Genomic DNA, 16,601 nt, shown 5'->3' on the forward strand with positions numbered 1-16,601 from the left:
TAATATTCCTCCTTTTTACCAAGGATATTTTAACTAAATAAAAAAAAATTTCCATAGAAATTTTTTTTATTAATTTATCTTTGCGTTTTATCAAATGGTATTCCATTTGCTTTTGGTGGTTTTGATTTTCTTGCAAAAATCATCATAATTACTAATGACATTACAAATGGTAGTATTCTAAATAATGAACCATTTGTTTTCATTCAATCTCCAGCATTTTCAATTACTGGAAGTCTTGTACCAAAAGCAAACATTAAAGAGAATACAAATGAGAATAATGCTATCATACTAATTCTTCATTGTCCTAGAATCATAATAGCAAGTGATATGTAACCATACCCTTGTACTGATCCTGCAAAACTACCTAATAGTCTTGATACAACGAATATAGCACCTGCTAATCCAGCAAGCATTCCTGAAATTAGTATACAAACTATTCTATATTTTGTAACTGATATTCCAGCTGAATCTAGTGCATGCGGATTTTCACCTGCAGCTATATGTCTTGTACCTGTTTTGGTAAATGTAAAGTAGAATCCAATAATAAGAGAGATAATTATAGCTATAACAAGATATAGCGTAATTATTATGTTAATTCCTGATCCAATCCCAATTACCATGAAATTAGTTGCAATATAGTTTTCTGGCCCTGTTAATGTTGACGTTGCAAGAACTAATGCAATTCCTTGAGCCAAAATATTTATTGCAGTACCTGATATTATTTGATCTCCCTTTAATTTTATTGCTGTAAAAGCATGAAGTAATGATAATAGTCCTCCCATCATAGCTCCAATAAGTAATCCAACTAATTGTCACCATTGACTTATTTCAGCACCTGATGAATGAACTACATATCCAAATATACTATATCCTAAAGCTCCCATTGTCATAAATCCTTCAATTCCAAGATTTACAACTCCAGATCTTTCAGAAAACATCCCAGCAATAGCTGCTAACATAAATATTGCAAAGAAAGTAGATGTATCACTAAACAATGCACTAATGAAGTCTGTCATATTTATCTTTCACCTCCACTAATCTTTCAAAATATTCTTTTTTGATTTTTTCAGTATCTTGATTTTCCTTTAAATTTTCTTTATATTTAATTTTTAAATCCTTTATAAAAATTTTTGCTTCTAATTTGGAAGCAAGATAACTTTCCTTTAATATTTTTATATCTTGTTTTGTATTCTCAATAAGTTCCGTACACTCTTTAGAAATATTTGCTTTTTCTTTTTTATCATGATGACTTACTTTTGCAATTATTATATCAAGAGTTATAAACTGTCTTTTTGTTTTTTTATTATGAAAATTAATATTTAAACCCTTAATTGAATTTACTTCATAATTTTTATATCCATTTTGAATTGCATCTTTAATTGACTCTTTTAAAACAGAGATATTTTTTAAATATTTTCTATTATAAAAAGTTTTTAATTCATTATATTGATAAGAAAGCTCTGAAAGTTTTTGTTTATCTCCTTTAGAGACACTATTAATTTCTTTTTTAATATTAGCTAATTCTTCTAAATTTGGAATTTCTTTAATTAATTTTTTTATATTTTTAATTTCTTTTTTATAAATTGCTATTTGATTTTTTGTAACTATATCCTTTTCAAGATACAATTTCTCTTTTATTTTTGTTCACAAATTTAGTTTAATAAATATGATATAAAGTGTTGAACAATAAATTATAATACCAAAAATTAAATCTGCCACCTCTGGTTGTAAATTATTGAATCCTGGTGTTGTTATTGCAACTGATGCTCCTTCTTTGACAATTGCTCAAAATAATGCAATTGGCACAATACCTAAAATATTGTTAAAGGCAACCAAAGCAATTGGAATACCATCGAAACCAAGTTGAGGAACTAAGTCCTTATTAAAAGTTATACTACCTTGAATTAAGAAATAATAGAAGAACCCAGCCATGCTTATTAGAGCTCCTTGAATAGCCATAACCATTAAGATGTAATATTCACTTTTAATACCAGCATATTTTGCAGCAGTTGGTGAGTTACCAATTACTTTAACTTTATAACCTGTTGTTGTAAATGTAAATACAATATAGACTACAATAACAGATATTAATGCTAACATAACACATAATGCTCACAATGAATTACCAAGCATAGCCATTGATTCATTTAATGAAGGAGACGCTGCAGGTGTTCCTGAAACTGTCATATATCATTTTAATAAGTATCAAAATATTCAATTAAGTAATATTGAAGAGGCAACCTCATGTACATTTAAATAAACTTTCATTGCCCCACAAATTACAGATATTAACATTCCAGAAATTATAAACATTATAAAAATTAAGAATGCATTTTTTGTATCGTTACCAATTGAGTTCATTATTATATATGACATTAATAATCCTGATAGGATTTGTCCTGAACCACCCATATTAAATATTTTTAATTTAAATCCCAGAGCTAAACCTAATCCAATTAGTATATATACTCCAAAGTAAACTAATGTTCTTTCAATATTTGTTGATAATGCTCTTACAAATGCTGTTCCTAAAAAAGCAAATCCATTTTCACCATTAGTAAATATAAATAATACACCTACAAAAAGACCAAGTAAAATTGATATAACTGAAGACTTAACAAATCCCAATTTTTCTGTAAATCCTGGTGATTTAACAAAAGCCTCTATTTTTACTTTCATAGTTCATAGTTTAATTTTAAACATTTACACTAACTCCTTCCACATTAGAAGTCATTAATTGACCAATTTTTTCCTTAGTCGCTTCTTTTTTACTTAACTTTCCAATAATATTTCCAGAGTTAAGAACAACAATCTGATCTGCTAATTGCATTACTTCTGAAAGTTCATATGAAATTAATAATATTGCTTTTCTATCCTCTTTTGCTTTTAATATTTGCTGATGTATAAATTCAATTGAACCAACATCTAATCCTCTTGTAGGTTGAAAAATAATTATAAAATCATTTTCTCTTGAAAGTTCTCTACCTATAATAACTTTTTGTTGATTACCTCCAGATAGATCTCTTACAACTCTAAAACCAGAGTCCGAGTTTCTTACATCATAGTCTTTTATTATTTTTTGAGTGTGATTTTGTACTTTTGCAAAATTTACAAATCCCCATTTACTATACTTACTAGTTGAAATATCTTGTAAGGTTGTGTTATTTATAATATTTGCATCTAAGACTAAACCATGCTCATGTCTATCTTCTGGAATAAAACTCATTTTATTTTTTAAATATCTTTTTGAAACTGAAGACTTTGTAATATCTTCACCTCTATAAAATATTTTTCCACTTACTGGTTTTGTTAAACCACTAAGTACTGCGGCAATTTCGTTTTGTCCATTGCCTTCAACACCAGCAATGGCAACTACTTCACCCTCTTTTAACTCTAAATTAAAATTTTTCAAACCAATAACTTTATTATTACTATGTTTTTTAACATTGATATTTTCAAATTTAATTACAGTTTCACCTGTTTTAGAAGTAGAATTATTTTTAACTTCAACAAGTGATCTTCCAACCATTGCTTTTGAAATATCTTTGATACCTATTTTTTTAACATCATAAGTACCAACATATTTTCCTTTTCTTATAACAGTTGCTTTATCAGCTACTTTTTCTATTTCAGCAAACTTATGAGTTATAAAGATAATTGTTTTACCCATCTTTTTAAACTCTAACATAACATCTAATAATCCATCAATCTCTGTTGGAGTTAACACAGCAGTAGGTTCATCAAAAACAAGAATATCTGCATCTCTATATAGAATTTTTAATATTTCAACTCTTTGCTTCATACCTACAGATATATTTTGAACTTTTTTATTTAAATCTACTTCTAAATTATACTTATGCATTAATTCCACTGTTTTTTGAATAACTATTTTTTTATTAATAAATTCTCAACCTATTACATCTTCAGCACCTAAAGCTATATTTTTCCAAACAGGTAAAATATCAATCATTTTAAAATGTTGATGAACCATTCCTATTCCTAATTTTGTAGCCTTTATTGGAGAAGTAATTATTTCTTCTTTACCATTTATTTTTATAGTGCCCTTTGTAGGTTGGTATATCCCAAATAGAATTGACATTAGTGTCGATTTACCAGCACCATTTTCACCAACTAAACAATGTATTTCTCCTTTTTCAACTTTAAAATTAATATTTTCATTTGCAATAACTTTTTTATTAAAAATCATTGAGATATCTTCCATTTCAATTGCATAATTAATCATTTAGAAAGTACCTCCTAAAGTAATATTTAGAATTTTATCTGCATAAGCCTTAATTGTTTTTTCATTAATTAATGATTTTTCAAAACTGTTATTATCAATTGTTTCAAATAATTCTATTGATGCCTTTGTTAATACATCAGGTTCAAAAATTAAAAGTATTTTTTCTTTCAATTCAGGTGTAGCTAAATTTCTACCTCCAGCTGACATATTACCACCAACTCAAAGTGTTCTTCCAACTTTACCTTCTTCTCATTGAGAACTACTTCAAGTTTTTTCATCATCAAGCGCAACTGCAACAAATTCTTCCTGTTCATTTTTTTCAGTTAAATTAATTTTATCTTTTAAATACTCTGCAGTTTTTTTAACAACACCCTCATGATTTTCAATTCAATATGGTGTATGTGCTAAACCAACTATAGTAGCATTCTGAAGATCCTTTTCAGCACTTGTTAAGAATATTCCTTTATTCTGAGGAAAAGCTTCTGCTTGATTCGTATCTACACCAATTACTTTTACAGTTTCTCCTCCATCTTTTTGTTTTGAAAGACCAACTACGTCTATAGTTTGTGGTCCTGCAACTGGCATTATAAAGTTTGCTCCATTTTGTATCAAAGTACTTGATACAACTAGCCCATCTCCTTGTTGAAATGAATTAGAGTATCAACTAGCATCTGATGGAGAATTAGGAAATTGACTTTGAGTCATTTTGACTTTTTTTGTGAAATCTTGTTCATTTAAATCAAAATCATTCTTAAGTTTTTCCTTACCTTGATCAGTTTTTTTTAGTTCATTGAATACCTCAATAGCAGCTAAATATCCAACAATAAATGCATCTACTGCTCTTGGATTTGATATTCCACCAAAAGATCCAAGAGAAATTTCTTTATATTTATCTTTTTGTTGGAGACCTCAAATTATAGCACTCATTCCTGCATAAAAGCCAGAAATATCTCCTCTAAAGCTAAATGCAAGTTCATTTGTTGCAGAACTTTCTCCATCTAGGAAAATAGTTGAGCCTTTACCGCTCATTACTTCTGGAGCATAATTTTCACCTTCCCCAGGCATTGCATGGTGAAAGCCAGGTAATAAAATAGTTTTTGCCCCATTATTTCTGGCATTTCTATATTGATTTTTCATTACCTTTGAACTACTATTTTCTGGTTCAATTTTAGATATTTTTAAATCTTTTTCTTGAAGAACTTCTTGAAGAAACTCATTTCCTGCTTTAAAAGTTGATTCATTAAAAGATTTATCAGAGATTTTACCTGCATCTGTTACTAAATATATTTCTGATATTGCAGATAATTTACTACACGAAACTAGACTAGAAGTTGATGAGCAAACAACAACCCCAGCCATTAATCCTGAAAGTAATTTTTTCACTTCGTTTTTTCTCCTATATTTATTTATTTGTGTAAACTAATTATTGCTATTATTTTTGATAAAAAGGACTTTATATATGTAAATTAAAAATTCCTTTAATTTATTTGCTTTTAGGAAATGTATCGGTACATTGTAGAAACATCAACCCTTTATGTCGACTTATAAAAGCTGTTATTTAATTTACACTTTTATTATAGAATGAATAGTTTTAAAATAGGAATTTTATTTATATTATTTTCAAATTTTATTAATAATAAAATATAATATAACAAGGTGAAAAAAATGGACTTTAAAATAATTAAAAAAGACTTAAGAAAGCCAATCCTATGATTTGCATCATTGACATTATCTTTCATGGTTATTTCTTCAATTGTAATTCTAAGTATAGGTAGTCTAGAATTGCGAAAAAAAATATCTTTATTTTGTCAAATCAATCTTAATTTTTTATTAGTTTATGTCGTATGCTTATTGACAAACTTAAGTAAAATTTCTATATCTCTATTTTACAATATAGAGGTTGTAACAAACTTAGAAACAAATGAAAAAGATATTAGAATATTAAAGACCAGATTTGTAACTATCTTTACAACTATTTTTACAATTGGAGCTTTCTTTATTGAATTAACAAGTGGTTCAATAATTGATAAAGTAAGTTGAACTCAAAAAGCAACAGAAGCTTGATGAATATACTTTATTCTTTTTATTATAAATTTTATATATTTATATTTATTTTTTGAAATAAATAAATATTTGATTACACAAAACTTAGAATTCAAAAATTCATATTTAGAATTTATTAAAAATCCACCAAAAAAAGAGGTTATAGAAAAAAACTAGACCTCTTTTTTAATTATAATTTTATTAATTTTTTTACCAATAGAATGAAATTTTTGCTCATATTCAGTTGGTATATTATCTTTCAATAAATCTTTATTTGAGTATAGATCACTAGTATTATAAAGAACCTTAAATTTAGATTCTTTAATCTGATCTAAACTAAAATTATATAACTGATCATTATCTGTTTTAATTTCAATAATCCCATTATTTTCTAATAATTCTCAATAAATTTCTAGGAAAGTTAAATAAGTTAATCTTTTTTTATAATGTTTTGCTTTGGGTCAAGGATCTGAGAAATTTAAAAATATTCCTTTTAAAGAGTTTACTTCAAAAATATCCAATAAGTTTTCGGCAAACCTATTTAAAAACAGTAAATTATTTAGATTAAAATTTTCTTTATTAAGTGCCTTTTTTAAAGCAACTCCTATTACAGTACTTTCCTTTTCCATGGCAATAAAATTTTTATTAGAATTTTCAATTGCTTGATTAATGACAAATTGTCCTTTTCCACAACCTATTTCTAAAAAAGTATCTTGTTTTTTTAGAAAGAATTTAGTCGGATTAATTTTTTCTTCTGTAGTTATTAAGAACTTTAAGTTTTCTTCAATAAAATCTTTTGTTCAATTTTTATTTCTTAATCTCATATAAATTTCCTAAATATAACTTGCAAAGAAAATTAAACCTATTGAGAAAAATAATGCAGTTGATAAAGCATCTACTAAAGTTGTCAATAATGGAGCTGCCATAAGTGCAGGATCTAATTTAAGTTTTTTAGCAATTATTGGAAGAGTTCCTCCAATTAATTTTGCCATTATTAATGATAGATACATAGCAATTGAAAGTGTAGCAATTGTATACCATATTTTGGGATCTTTTAAATTGCCTTTAAATTCAATTGAATAGATAATTACCATTCTTATAAAATTTACTAAAACAAGTATTAAACCTGTAATAATAGCTACTCTAAATTCTTTCCACATTACTCTTGCATAATCTTTAGTTTCAACCTCTTTTAAGGATAATGCCCTTACAATCATCGTTGAAGATTGACTTCCAGCATTACCTGTAGTTCCAGAAATTACAGTTAATAAAGGTGTTAATAACATCATAATAATGTAACTTGCCTCTGAAATATTGGTTTCACTTTTGGAGTGATAAATTTTTATAAAAACTGAGATTATAATTTGTGAAAAAGTAGCAGAAATCATTAATAGCAATAATCAAACACTTCTAGATTTAACCATTTTTCAAATACTTGTCTTAAAATATTCATCATCTGTTGGACTTATACCAGCCATTTTGTGGATATCTTCAGTTACTTCTTCTTCAATTACATCTAAAACATCATCTACAGTAACAATTCCTACAAGTTTCTGTTGAACATTAATAACTGGAAGAGTTGTAATATCATATTTTTTAAATAGTTCTATAACGCTTTCTTGATCATCTTTTGTATGAGCAAATATAACTCTTTCATCCATTACTTCAGATAATAGTGATTCACCTTTTGAAAAAACTAAATCCTTTAATTCAACTATTCCCTTTAAATTATTTAAATCATCGACTACATAAAATGTATTATGATCTTCTGACTCTTCATCTCTTTCTCTAATTTTTTCAATTGCTTCTGTAACAGTTCAATTAATTTTAAATCTAGTATAATCAACACTCATAATACTTCCAGCAGTATCATCGTTATATTTTAAAATACTATTTATTTGAGCCCTAGCTTCAGGAGTTGAAGCTCTTAAAATCTTCTTTACAATATTAGAAGGCATTTCCTCTAATATATCTACAATATCATCTGTATATAATTCTGAGAATAACTGACTAACTTGTTTTGAAGACATCTTGTTAATTATTTCTTCTTGAATATCTGTATCAAGATGAGGAAATATTTCACTACTTGTATCATTTGTGAATAATCTTAATGCAACAATTATTATTTTCTCATCTAATTTTTCAAGAGCCTCAGCAATATCTTGTGGATAATGATTTTCCTCTAATTTTCTTAACTCTTTTATATCATTTGCTTGAATTGCTTTTTCAATTTCTTCACTTAACGTCTTTAACTTTTCTTCTCTTTCCAACATATTATTCCCTCTTATTTCTTATTTGTTTAATAAATATTTTAACTCATCTGATATATTTTCTCTTGGTTCTATTGAACTTCCAATTAATTCACCCGTAAATAATTTAACTCCTAATTGTTTAAGATGTTTATAAATCAAATAGCTATTTACTGATGAAGCTACTAATTTTGCCTCTAACTTTTTTGCCATTTTTAAACTTTCAATTACTATATTTTCATTTTCCTTTACAAAATTTATTTTTTTTGATATTTCATTTTCTAGAACAATAAAATCAGGTTTGTAAGAATTTAATAAAGTAAAATCTGTTTTAAGAGAACCAAAATTACTTATTGATATCTGAATCCCGTGTTTTTTAAGCCTTTCAATATTTTTCTCCAACTCTTTTTTATCATCTACTTCTTTATTTATATCAAAATTAAGCACTAATTTAAATAAGTTTATTTTAAGATTTTTTAATTTTAAAATAAACTCGTCTGAATCAAAATCTTTATCAGATAAATAATCACTGTCATAATTTGTAAAAAATTTCTTGTTCTTTATTTTATCATTTTGCTTAGCCATTTTTTTTAATGAATGCAGCGAGATATATCTTAAAAATAAAGACGATAAGCCCATATCCATTATCAATTGGCTTTTTTGAGAAAATTCATCCGCATTTATATCCATACCACCTATAAGACCGTTTAAAAAATAATACTCAAAGTCATTTTTATCAGTTGAATAAATTGGTTCAAACAAAGTTACAAACTGATTTAAATTTGCAATTTCATTTAGAGACAACATTTTCTTATTTTGATTTTTCTCTTTTATTATCTCCATTGGATTAACAACTATATTTTCATCTTGATATTTAAGTAATAAATCCTTTTCAACATGTAAATTATATTCTAATAAGGTATCTAAATTATTTGAATGTAGTCCATAGAAAGAACAAATTGATTTTAGCTTTACACTAATCTTATAATTGGAAATTATAAATAACGTATTAACCTTAGAAAAAATATCTTTGATTTTTTTTAACTCCAAATTATTTTTTTCACTAAATTCATCTTTAATTTCAAATGGGATAAAAGTTGCAAATGTTTTATAATTTGGTTTAAAGAATATTGCATTAGGAAATTGTTGTTGCAATAAAGTATAACTTTCCTCTGAAATTGAATTTACAACTTCCTCTCTTATACTTCCATTTACTTTTGATTCAAACTTTTCAAAATTTGAAATGAAATATGTTACATATAATCCATACTTATATTTATGTTCTTGAATCTTATTTGAAATTTGTTGATGAGCTGATGTGAAATTCAAATAATAAGTATTATCATACACTACAATATTTTGAAGTTTTAAAGCATGCAAGTATATTTGATTTATAACAGCAATATATGCATAAGCCAAATAACCACTTCCCAATCAAAAAAGTAAGTTTGTTAAATTATCAAGAGCTAATGAATTTTTAATTGTAGCTAAAGCTCAAATTAAACCAACTATAAGTATGCTAATTGTTGTTATTGACCAATTTGATCAATTTGAAACTTTAATTCAAAATCTTGATATTAAGTAATTTACAACAGGAATTATATAAGCCAACGTTAACATTGTTATATTCCAAGCCCCAGTAGGTTTCCCAAAGTAATCACTAAAAAGTGAAGAAAAAACTGCTAGGTTTAAAATATTACAAGTCAAAATTCCAATACCACTAAATGGTGAAATAAAAACTATGGCCACTCAATATAAGAAAGTTGGTAGCAAAATTGTTATTCCTAAATTACCAGTGTTAATTTTAAGAATTGAAATTATAATAAGAGAAAATGTTGAAACAAAACCTAAAATAAAACCTAAAAGTATTTCATAATATATTTCTATTTTCTTAAATAGATGTCTTGTTAAACCTCAAACTAAAGTATAACAAAAAGCAATAATTGCTGTATAAGAAAGACATGTAATTAAAACACTTATAATATCCATAAAATTACATTCCTTTCTCATAAAACAATTAAGCATAAAAAAATGGTGGAGATGGCGGGAATCGAACCCGCGTCCAAAATACTCCAACCCATAACGTCTACAGTTTAGTTGTCTCTAACTTACACTAAAAACCAACAGAGTCAACAAGATTTAAATTTCTAGCGCTAATAATTATTTTCAAACAAATTTATTATTAGAATCATTTGTTCTATTGTGCTAGGTAATACGTTAATCAATGAAGCACAAACACACTTCATAACGTTAAAACACTATAAACTTTAAAAGTTTATTAAGCTGCTAAAGCAACTCCAGCTGATGCATTATTGATCATAAATGCTGGCATTTCAAATTCATTTTTTTCTTCGTTTGCATTTTATCAAACCTAGTAGTATTAAGGTCTACCAAACCACTGCAGTTATGAGTCGGCCATATCCTGTCGAAACCGGGACACCCCCATAGTTATATTATAAAACATTATTCATACAAATTTTAGTGCTATTAAATTTTGTATAAATAAGTTGTTTTATCCTAAAAATCAACTATTATTTAAGAGGAGGAAAAAATATGACTAAAACATCAAAAAGTTTAGGTATAGCAGGAACTATAATATCAATAGTTTTTAGCGTACTAGTAACAGTATTAGCAAGTATTGCAATAATAAGCACGGCTTCAATAATACAACAAGAAGCAGAATCAGTATTTTATATAGTTTCAATTATATTTCTAATTGTTCCATTAGCAATTTCACTGATTTTATATATTATAATTCTAGTATATTTAAAGTCAAAGAACAAAAAAAGAGTATTTACAGCAGGAATAATGGAAATAGTTGTAGCAGGTTTATCACTATTATCATTATTGACAACTAACTATGGTTTTTTAAATATAGTGCCCGCTGGTTTAATGCTTGCAAGTGGTATTATGATTTGTGTAGAATATAGTAAATACAAAAAAGAAAATAAAAATAATGTAAATGAAGAAAATAAAGATATTTAAAGCTAATTAAAATTTTAAGATTAAATATAATTCTCTAAATATAGATATGACTAAAAATCAAAAATTTATATAAGGAGATTTTTTTATATATAAATAAAAAAAATCTTATAAATTAATATAAGATTTAATAAACTATTGTTCTTCAGGAATTAAGATTAATATACCAGATACCAACCCAAATAGTCCCATAAAGAATATACTACAAATTCCTAAAGCGATATGTGGTTGATTATCACCAATAGTCTTTTTAGTAGCTATTGTCATTGGAATCATTCAAATTAATGGTATTAGTAAAAACGATGTTAATACTGTACTTATAATTGAAAAAATATACGCTGTTTGTCTCATCTCTTTTTCTCCTTTTTATAACAATGAGATTATAGCATTTATTAAAAGTTAATAAAATATTTTATAATCACAAAATAAATTTTTATTTTATTTTATTTAACCTTCTTTCAATATCTCTTTTTTTAATTGTTTCTCTTTTATCAATTTCTCTTTTCCCTTTACCTAAAGCTATCTGTAATTTTGCCAAGTTATCTTTTAAATATAATTTTAAAGGAATTAGAGTAAGGTTCTCTAACTGAACTCTTTTTATAATCTTTTTTATTTCACTTTTATGCATAAGCAAAACTCTATTTCTAGACGGATCTTGCTTAATGTGATTTGCAAACTCATAATTTTTTATATTCATATTTAAAATTTCGACTTGACCTTTTCTAATAAGAATAAAAGATTCCTCAATAGAAACATCCTTATTTCTGATTGATTTAATTTCTGGACCAGTTAAAACTATTCCTACTTCTCAAGTATCTAATATTTCATAATTAAAATATGCTTTTTTATTTTTTAATAATACATGCTCACCCATATTTATCACCACCATTAAACAAGCACAAAGTCTATAATTCTTTTTTTAACATCTGCATTTTTTACTTTTATTTTTACTTTTTGACCTAGTCTAAAGATTTTGTTTTGTTTGTTTACCATAATATTTGTCTTTTCTTCAAAAGTAAAGTCAGGAAGTTCTGAGATATGAATTAATCCTTCAACACAATTTTCTAGTTGCACAAAAATACCAAACTTCAAGACTGCAGCAACTATTCCCTCATACTCTTGACCAATTTTAGATTGCATATATTCAGCCATACATACTTTATTAACTTCTCTTTCGGCTGAAACTGCTTGTTTCTCAGTATCATTAATAATTCCACAAGCTTTTAAAACAAAATTTTTATTTTGCTCTAACTTTAGATCTCTTAAATCCTTACTAATTAAGTACTGCTTTAAAAATCTATGAACAATTAAATCACTGTACCTTCTAATTGGACTTGTAAAATGTGTATAGCAATTACTTGCTAACCCAAAGTGTCCTATATTCTCCAATTCATATGCAGCTTTTTCCATAAACTTTAATAAAGTAATATTAATAACATCTCTTTCAGTAGGATCTGTTATTTGACTTTCAATTTGAGTTAAGGCATGTTTAATCATTTTTGGATTTATTTTATCCAACTCATTTAATTTTACGTTTACTCCTAAAGCTCTTAATATTGAATGCCATTCAATAAGGTTTTCTTCTTTTGGAACATCATGATTTCTATAAATAAAGGGCAATTTCTTTTCAAAAATAACACTTGCTACGCATTCGTTTGCACTTACCATGAAGTTCTCAATTAATTTTTCACTAATACCTCTTCCACGCTTTGCAATTTCAATAACATTAGAATCCTTATCCAATATTATTTTTGGTTCTGCAATATCAAATTCAATTGCTCCTCTATTTGATCTTTCCACATCAATTATTTCATGAAGTTCTTTTGCTGTCATTAGCATATCTATAATTTCTTCTTTAATCTCTACATTTTTTTGAGAATAAAGTTCATTAACTTGTTTATAAGTTAAACGTGCTTTTGATATCATGATTGATTCATAAATTTTTTTATTTATAACATTTCCTTTTAGGTCAAAATCCATTTCTGCTACCATACAAAGTTTTTCTTCATTGGGATTTAAACTACAAACTCCATTAGATAATTTTTCAGGCAACATTGGTATTACTTTGTTGGCTAAATAAACAGAATTACCTCTAAATAAGGCTGTATTATCTAAAGGTGAAAATGGAGTTACATAATAACTTACATCTGCAATAGCTACAATAAGTTTATATCCCTTATTTGTTTTTTCGACATAAATTGCATCATCTAAATCTTTTGAATCAGCACCATCTATTGTTACTAAATTTTTATTAATTAAAGAGTTGGAAAGTCTTCTTTTAATTTTTTCATCTTTATAATCAATTGGTTTTGCAACTTCAATTGCATTATCTAATGTCAATTTATTAAATTCTGGTTTAATATCAAATTCGTAAGCAATTGAAATAATTCTATCTATTGCCTTATTTGCATCTCCAATAATTTTTTGAATTCTTGTAAATAGTTTTCTATCTCTTACATCTAATATTTTAACTTTTACAATTAAATCTTCTTTTAACTTAAAATCTTTCAAATTAACTAATACGATTCTATAATTTTTAAATCCAGGTTCATTCGGAATGAAATCTATAAATCTACCACAACTACTTTTTCTCATTTCTCCAATTAATGATGTTTTAGTTCTTAAAACAATGTCTTCTACATTTGCTTTAAGTCTATCATCATTTTCTTTTTGAACAGTAAAAATAACTTCATCAGATGAAATAGAACCATTAAGTGCGTTTGGGGGTACAAAGAAATCATCATCTTCGCTGTTTAATTCTTTTATAAATCCAAACCCTTTATCATTTATTTTTATTGACCCGATTCTATATTTTTCTCCAACAAAATAAATAACATTTTCTTTAGTCCAACCAATTAAATGCTCTTCTTGAAGTAATCTTAAAGCATCCGTAATGCTTTCATATTTTCCATTAATATTACTAGTTAAATCATTTAAATGCAGTCTATCTTTTTTCTTTAACCGCTCCAATATTATATTTTTCATAAATTCTCTTTCTATTAAAAAAAACACTATTAACTTAGAACAGTGTTTGAAATAATTCCCATTACAATTGTAATTATAAATAGTGTAATTCCTAAGCTGAACATCCAAATTGATGTTGTCTTATCCATACCTCTCTCTTTGGAGTTTGAGAATAATTCATCATTACCACCATTTAATGCACTTAATCCAGTTTGCGAGCTTTTGTTCTGTACTAAACCAACAATTATCATTAATACTGAGACAATTAATCCAAGAATTTCAAAACCTAAAATTATTTGATTTGCTAGTGTCTGTTGTGACGCTGTTCCGGCAAGTAAATTCATACAAGGCCTCCATTCATTAAGTATATAATACTACAATTGCTACAAAAAAAGAATATTTTATACATCTATCTTTCTATAAAATGGAATAATTAAGAGAATTATTCCAATAAGCATTATGAAAATTTATTATTTTCAAGTTATAATTAGTTTGGTGATAAAAAATGCAATGACTAGAATATGTATTTAAATTTTTAGAAAAAATTTTTAGAAAAAATGCTTTTAAATCTAAATATAAAACAAAGAATATGAAAAGTCTCAATAATATTTTAAAGAGTAAAAAGTGACAAGTAATTGATATTAGAAATAGCATTTCATATAACCAAAATCACCTTAAAGGATCTATAAATATTCCTCTACTTACTTTTAATTTAAAGTATTTTAAAATATTAGACAAAAAAAATAAGATACTGATTATTGATGAAGACTCTAGAAGTCATTTATCTATTTATAAGAGTTTAAAAGCAAAGGGCTTTAAATCATACATTTTGTATGAAGGTTACAAAAATATTAAGAATAATGCAGATTTTGATAAATTAACTAAAGTTATTGTTTATTAAAAAAAAAAAAAAAACAGAATCTAAGTTCTGTTTTTTTTAATACTAATCTACGTCCCTAAAAAATTCAATTGGCTCTACATTTAGTGCTTTTGCTATTTTTTCAACAGATTTTAATGATATATTTCTTTTACCTCTTTCAGTATCGGAAATATAATTTCTGTGTAGCTCTGAAGTGAAGCTTAATTCTTCCTGTGTTAATTTTGCATCTACCCTTATTCTTTTCATGTTCTTACTAAATGTTTTTATAATGTTTTTTTCCATATTTATTCTCCAATTGTATTTGCCAATTTATTTATCATTCTAAACAAATTGCTTATTCCAGATTTTGTTATTGATATATTTTTATCGTTCATTAAGACTTCCAATTCTGAAAATGATGCGTCTGGATTCTCTAATCTTATTTCTGACAGTAACTGAGCTTTAGGCGATAATTCCAAAAGAAGATTATTTTTTATAATCTTGTTAATCTCTTCTATCTGCTTTAATCCAGTCTCTGACGATTTCTGCTGATTATAGATATCTATATTTATCATTCTATTTATATTGTTGCTAACATCTCTATTAATTCTTGTGTTTTCAAATTTCATAACAGAAATTGGAGCATCTATAAATTTTAGGAAATCAGAAACAGCTATAGATTTTTTAATATAGCAAACTATTTTATTTCTTTTATTTGTAGTTTTAAAGTTAAAGTGGTATTTCTTTAAAACTTTTCTAATATATTGAGCTGATTCATTTTCTTTAAATTGTAACTCTAAATGATAATTTGTAGTTTCAGGAGAATTAACACTTCCAATAGCTATAAATAGTCCAGAAATATAGGCTCGTGTTAATCCTTCTCAAGTTTTTTTAATATATTTTTCTAAATTAATTTCAATTATTTTATTTGCTAACTCTGGAAGAAATATATCATTTTCTGATAAAAATTCAATGACATTTTCAGTTAACGTAAGTTGATAACTTTTACTATTTCTAAGTTTTTGAACTTGTATAATTGATATCTCAATTTTTCCATTATATATTGTTTTCAAAAATGAAAATATATGTCTAATAATATTATTACTATTACTTGTAAGTCTTAAAGCAACTCCACTATTTGCATATATAATTTCACCATTATATTTTATAAAACCAGAGAGTAACATAATCTTTTGCTCATTTGTAAAAGTGTGGTTCAAAATTTCTTCTTTAACTTCCATTGCAAAAGACATATTACCCT

16 protein-coding genes and 1 other RNA gene are annotated in these 16,601 nt (G+C 25.9%); 3 read left to right on the top strand and 14 right to left on the bottom strand.

All coding sequences use genetic code 4. From position 1 onward, the window contains the following. Positions 1–74 precede the first annotated feature (74 nt). The 4 genes from AACL04_RS04205 to AACL04_RS04220 are packed head-to-tail and all read right to left on the bottom strand — an operon-like array spanning position 75 to position 5,626. The gene (locus AACL04_RS04205; protein WP_339029821.1) at positions 75–1,016 is read right to left on the bottom strand and encodes an ABC transporter permease; all 942 of its coding nucleotides are present in this window, start codon (positions 1,014–1,016) and stop codon (positions 75–77) included. Next, a complete protein-coding gene (locus AACL04_RS04210; RefSeq protein WP_339029822.1) occupies positions 1,000–2,703 on the bottom strand; it encodes an ABC transporter permease subunit in 1,704 nt (567 codons plus the stop codon). The genes AACL04_RS04205 and AACL04_RS04210 overlap by 17 nt, the downstream gene beginning before the upstream one ends. After that, on the bottom strand, positions 2,696–4,243 hold the full coding sequence (locus tag AACL04_RS04215) for an ABC transporter ATP-binding protein (protein ID WP_339029824.1): 1,548 nt from the start codon (positions 4,241–4,243) through the stop codon (positions 2,696–2,698). The genes AACL04_RS04210 and AACL04_RS04215 overlap by 8 nt, the downstream gene beginning before the upstream one ends. Next, the gene (locus AACL04_RS04220; protein ID WP_339029826.1) at positions 4,244–5,626 is read right to left on the bottom strand and encodes a hypothetical protein; all 1,383 of its coding nucleotides are present in this window, start codon (positions 5,624–5,626) and stop codon (positions 4,244–4,246) included. Positions 5,627–5,908: 282 nt separating this feature from the next. On the opposite strand from AACL04_RS04220, the gene AACL04_RS04225 reads away from it, so the two are divergent. Beyond that, positions 5,909–6,463, top strand: coding sequence for a hypothetical protein (locus AACL04_RS04225; RefSeq protein WP_339029828.1), 555 nt, complete (start codon positions 5,909–5,911; stop codon positions 6,461–6,463). Here the strand turns inward: AACL04_RS04225 and trmB are convergent. From trmB to ssrA, 4 genes are all read right to left on the bottom strand, one after another. Beyond that, complete coding sequence (gene trmB, locus AACL04_RS04230) at positions 6,460–7,110, bottom strand: tRNA (guanosine(46)-N7)-methyltransferase TrmB (protein WP_339029830.1); 651 nt, start codon at positions 7,108–7,110, stop codon at positions 6,460–6,462. The two genes, AACL04_RS04225 and trmB, sit on opposite strands and share 4 nt — an antisense overlap. Before the next feature lie 9 nt (positions 7,111–7,119). After that, positions 7,120–8,559 (bottom strand): magnesium transporter, encoded by a 1,440-nt coding sequence (gene mgtE / locus AACL04_RS04235; protein WP_339029831.1) that lies wholly within the window; start codon positions 8,557–8,559, stop codon positions 7,120–7,122. A gap of 18 nt (positions 8,560–8,577) precedes the next feature. Continuing rightward, positions 8,578–10,524: an EAL domain-containing protein gene (locus AACL04_RS04240; RefSeq protein ID WP_339029832.1), complete on the bottom strand. Its 1,947-nt coding sequence runs from the start codon at positions 10,522–10,524 to the stop codon at positions 8,578–8,580. 43 nt (positions 10,525–10,567) lie between these two features. Next, positions 10,568–10,979: a transfer-messenger RNA gene (ssrA, locus tag AACL04_RS04245) on the bottom strand. Between the two features lie 109 nt (positions 10,980–11,088). Between ssrA and AACL04_RS04250 the strand changes: the two genes are divergently transcribed. Then, complete coding sequence (locus tag AACL04_RS04250; protein ID WP_339029833.1) at positions 11,089–11,520, top strand: hypothetical protein; 432 nt, start codon at positions 11,089–11,091, stop codon at positions 11,518–11,520. A gap of 132 nt (positions 11,521–11,652) precedes the next feature. On the opposite strand, the gene AACL04_RS04255 is transcribed toward AACL04_RS04250, so the two are convergent. The 4 genes from AACL04_RS04255 to secG all read right to left on the bottom strand — a co-directional run bounded on the left by AACL04_RS04255 (position 11,653) and on the right by secG (position 14,825). Then, entirely contained in the window at positions 11,653–11,868 is a 216-nt protein-coding gene (locus tag AACL04_RS04255; protein ID WP_339029834.1) for a hypothetical protein, read from the bottom strand. Between the two features lie 82 nt (positions 11,869–11,950). Then, on the bottom strand, positions 11,951–12,391 hold the full coding sequence (gene smpB, locus AACL04_RS04260) for an SsrA-binding protein SmpB (RefSeq protein ID WP_339029836.1): 441 nt from the start codon (positions 12,389–12,391) through the stop codon (positions 11,951–11,953). 14 nt (positions 12,392–12,405) lie between these two features. Further along, positions 12,406–14,502: a ribonuclease R gene (gene rnr / locus AACL04_RS04265; RefSeq protein WP_339029838.1), complete on the bottom strand. Its 2,097-nt coding sequence runs from the start codon at positions 14,500–14,502 to the stop codon at positions 12,406–12,408. Between the two features lie 29 nt (positions 14,503–14,531). Continuing rightward, complete coding sequence (secG, locus tag AACL04_RS04270; RefSeq protein ID WP_339029840.1) at positions 14,532–14,825, bottom strand: preprotein translocase subunit SecG; 294 nt, start codon at positions 14,823–14,825, stop codon at positions 14,532–14,534. Positions 14,826–14,986: 161 nt separating this feature from the next. On the opposite strand from secG, the gene AACL04_RS04275 reads away from it, so the two are divergent. Beyond that, on the top strand, positions 14,987–15,382 hold the full coding sequence (locus AACL04_RS04275) for a rhodanese-like domain-containing protein (RefSeq protein ID WP_339029842.1): 396 nt from the start codon (positions 14,987–14,989) through the stop codon (positions 15,380–15,382). A 42-nt stretch (positions 15,383–15,424) separates the two neighbouring features. Here AACL04_RS04275 and AACL04_RS04280 read toward each other — a convergent pair whose 3' ends face one another. Beyond that, positions 15,425–15,643 carry a helix-turn-helix transcriptional regulator gene (locus tag AACL04_RS04280; protein ID WP_339029844.1) on the bottom strand — a complete coding sequence of 73 codons (219 nt, stop codon included), beginning with the start codon at positions 15,641–15,643 and terminating at the stop codon, positions 15,425–15,427. A 2-nt stretch (positions 15,644–15,645) separates the two neighbouring features. Next, the gene (whiA, locus tag AACL04_RS04285; protein ID WP_339029846.1) at positions 15,646–16,593 is read right to left on the bottom strand and encodes a DNA-binding protein WhiA; all 948 of its coding nucleotides are present in this window, start codon (positions 16,591–16,593) and stop codon (positions 15,646–15,648) included. Positions 16,594–16,601: the final 8 nt, after the last annotated feature.

Origin of the sequence: Spiroplasma endosymbiont of Cantharis nigra, from assembly GCF_964019925.1 — a bacterium.
Lineage (GTDB): Bacteria > Bacillota_I > Bacilli_A > Mycoplasmatales > Mycoplasmataceae > Spiroplasma_A.